At 69.5% G+C, this 3,588-nt stretch carries 3 protein-coding genes; 2 read left to right on the top strand and 1 reads right to left on the bottom strand.

Annotated elements, in window-relative coordinates:
* The coding region (locus RMO97_RS20435; protein ID WP_310542844.1) for a phosphate acyltransferase at window positions 1-576 on the top strand (576 nt) is incomplete at its 5' end.
* Between the two features lie 90 nt (window positions 577-666).
* Entirely contained in the window at window positions 667-1,974 is a 1,308-nt protein-coding gene (locus tag RMO97_RS20440) for an Hsp70 family protein (protein WP_310542845.1), read from the top strand.
* On the opposite strand, the gene RMO97_RS20445 is transcribed toward RMO97_RS20440, so the two are convergent.
* Window positions 1,971-3,588: NAD-glutamate dehydrogenase domain-containing protein (locus tag RMO97_RS20445; protein WP_310542846.1), on the bottom strand; the 1,618-nt coding region annotated here is incomplete at its 5' end. The genes RMO97_RS20440 and RMO97_RS20445 overlap by 4 nt on opposite strands.

Raw genomic sequence — 3,588 nt, forward strand, 5'->3', positions numbered from 1 at the left:
GAGGTGCTGCAGGTGATCGACCCGCTGCCGGACGGCCGGGTCATGGGCATGAGCGTGGTGCTGGCCAAGGGCCACACCCTGTTCATCGCCGACACCAACGTCACCGAGATGCCCGAGGCCGACGAGCTGGTGGAGATCGCCCTGCAGGCGGCCCGCACCGTGGCGACCCTGGGCTACACCCCCCGGGTGGCCTTCATGTCCTATTCCACCTTCGGCAACCCCATGGGGCAGCGCAGCGAGAAGGTGCGCGACGCGGTGGCCATGCTCGACGAGATGGACGTCGACTTCGAGTACGAGGGCGAGATGCCGCCGGAGCTGGCGCTGGATCCGGCAAGGCGGGTCAACTACCCGTTCATGCGCCTCACCGGTCCGGCCAATGTGCTGATCATGCCGGCCATCCACTCGGCCGCCATCTCCACCCAGCTGGTGCAAGCCGTGGGCGGGGCGACGGTCATAGGGCCCCTGCTGCTGGGCCTGTCGAAGTCGGTGCAGATCTGCCCGCTCTCGGCCTCGGTCAGCCGCATCCTGCAGATGGCCACCGTGGCCGCCTATGAGCAGGACCTGGTGGAGGCCTGATGCGTCGGGCCTGCCTCACGAACTAGCGGATCGCGCGCCGTTCGGGTGGGTGGGGATCCGTCGCCTCTCACCCTCTCAAAGGAACGCGCCATGGCCGGGACGATCGGCATCGATTTCGGCACCACCAATACGGTGGTGGCCCTGGCCGGCGACGCCGGGCCCGCGACCTTGGTCAATTTCCCGGCGCCGGAGGGGGAGCTCTTCGCCTTCCGCTCGGCGATCAGCTTCCACGCGCCGGCCGACCATCCCAACGACCGCACGGTGGAGGCCGGGCCCTGGGCCATCGAGGCCTATGTCGAGGATCCGCTGGAGACCCGCTTCATCCAGTCCTTCAAGAGCTTCGCGGCCTCGGAGAGCTTCACCGAGACCCAGATCATCGGCCGGCGCTACCAGTTCGAGGACCTGCTCTCGGCCTTCCTGCTGAAGATGCGCGACCACGCGGGGGCGGGGCTCTCGGAATTGCCCGACCGGGTGATCGTCGGGCGGCCGGTGACCTTCGCCGGCGGAGCGCCCAATCCGGAGCTGGCCCTGCGCCGCTACGAGACAGCCTTCGCGCGGTTGGGGTTCAAGGAGATCCTCTACGCCTACGAGCCCGTCGGGGCGGCCTTCTTCTTCGCCCGCGAACTCAAGGAGGACGCCACGGTGCTGGTGGGGGACTTCGGCGGCGGCACCAGCGACTTCTCGATCATTCGCTTCTCCCGCCAGGACGGCGAGATCCAGTCCACCCCGCTGGGGCGGTCCGGAGTCGGTGTGGCGGGCGACGCCTTCGACTACCGGATCATCGACCATCTGGTGTCGCCGGAGCTGGGCAAGGGGACCAGCTACACGTCGTTCGGCAAGACCCTGCCGATCCCCAACCGCTACTATTCCACCTTCGCCCGCTGGGACCAGCTGGCCCTGATGCGCGCCAGCCGCGACATGCGCGAGATCCGCAAGCTGGTTCGCGAAGCGGTCGAGCCCGACAAGATCGCCCGGCTGGTGGAGACCCTGGACGAGAACTACGGCTACCTGCTGTACCGTTCGGTGAGCCGGTTGAAGGAGGCTCTGTCGCGGGACACCAGCGCTCAGTTCCGCTTCGAGGCGGGCAGCATCGAGATCGTCCGCGACGTGGCTCGGACAGAGTTCGAAGGCTGGATCGCCCCGGAGCTAGGGCTGATCGAGACCGCCGTCGACGAGGCCCTGGCCGACGCCGGACTGGCGCCGGGGCAGATCGACCGCATCTTCCTCACCGGCGGCTCGTCCCTGGTGCCGGCGGTGCGCGCCATCTTCCAACGGCGGTTTGACCCGGCGCGGATCGAGAGCGGCAGTGAGCTGGAATCCATCGCTTCGGGCCTGGCGCTCATGGGCCGGGAACGGGACCTTGACCGCTGGTGCCGCCGGGCGGAGCTTTCGGCCTAGGATTTCTTTTCCAGCGTCGCACTGGCCGCCAGTTCGCGCAGGGCGGCGTTGGCGATGGTGAGTTTGGCGAAGGTCCAGCCGCCGCCGGCCGCCTCGATCTCGGCGATGGACTTGGCGGCGGCTTCGGCCGCCTCACGGCGCAGGGCGGTCCAGGAGGCGATGGCCTTGCGCGCCGCTTCCGGGGTTTCTCCGGCCTGGGGACCGGCGACGAAGGTCATGATCGACCGGGTCAGAACCGCCTGCTCGGCCAGCAGATCCTCCAGCAGGCGCCGGACCGCGGTGCGCTCGAAGGCGTCACCGGCTGTGAAGCCGCCTGCCGCCGCGCGCAGGCGGTCGAAGGCGAAGACCGCCCCGGTCTGGTGGTAGAGACGCGCCACATTGGGCAGGCCCCAGGAGGAGGCCTCGGCTAGGTCCACCAGATCCACCGCGGTTGTGAGCGGTTGGAGGTTGGCCACCAGGGCCGCCAGAACCTCGGGCGCCCCGGCCTCCACCAGCTTGGCGATCTGGGCTGCGGTGCGGATCTGCTCGACCTCCGAGAGCACCTGGGGGCCGAGCTTGCGCAGGATCGCGGTGCCGGGGCCGTAGCGTTTGATCAGGTCCCCCACGCTGGCGCCCGTGCGCCCGGCCCGGCGCGCCAGCCAGAAGGTCTCGCCGCGCAGGGTGAAGGCCAGGCGGCGGAACAAGGCCATCTGTCCCGCCGCCGGGGTCTGGCCCGGGATCTTGGGGTCCAGGGCCGCCACCGCGTCCCAAAGGGCGGGCAGGTCCAAGACCGCCTTGGCGGCCTCGTAGCCTGCGACGAAGGCGCGAAGGTCGCAGGAGGCCGCCGCCATCAGCCGGGACGGCAGGCTCGGTCCGCAGCGGTTGATCACATCGTTGGCCACCACGGTGGCGATGATCTCGCGGCGCAGGCGGTGTTTGCGCAGGGCGTCGTCGTACTTGCGCAGCGCCTTGGGGAAATAGCCCTCCAGCACCGCCTCGAAGTGCGGGTCGTCGGGGGCGTGGGAGGCGACGATGTCGTGGGAGAGCTCCAGCTTGCCATAGGCCAGCAGGACGGCTTCCTCGGGCCGGGTCAGGCCGAGGCCCGACTCGGCGCGGGCGGCGAGGACAGCGGCGTCGGGCAGGCCCTCCACCGTGCGGTCCAGGCGGCCGGCGAACTCCAGGGACAGCATGAAGCGCGCGTGGGGGTCCAGTTCGCCGGCGGCGTCCAGGTCCATCAGGGACAGGGCCAGGGTCTGGTCGTAGTTGTGGGCCAGGACGTGGGCGGCCACGTCATCGGTCATCGACTTCAGCAGCTTGTCGCGCTTCGGGCGGGTCAGAACGCCGGTCCGTTCAAGAATCCCGGTCGCGATCTTTATGTTGACCTCATGGTCGGAGCTGTCGACCCCGGCGGAGTTGTCGATGGCGTCGGTGTTGATCCTGCCGCCCTTCAGGGCGAACTCAATGCGGCCAGCCTGGGTGAAACCCAGGTTCGCGCCCTCGCCGACCACCTTGACCCGCAGGTCGGCGCCATTGACCCGCAGGGCGTCGTTGGTCTTGTCCCCCACCTCGAGGTGGCCCTCGGTGCGGGCCTTCACATAGGTGCCGATGCCGCCGAGATAGAGCAGCTCGGCCGGG

The organism is Phenylobacterium sp. (assembly GCF_031425575.1).
Classification (GTDB): Bacteria; Pseudomonadota; Alphaproteobacteria; order Caulobacterales; family Caulobacteraceae; genus Phenylobacterium.

Bases quoted from the DNA above. Each gene is read 5' to 3' on its own strand.
- RMO97_RS20440 (WP_310542845.1), top strand. From the start codon at position 667: ATGGCCGGGACGATCGGCATCGATTTCGGCACCACCAATACGGTGGTG.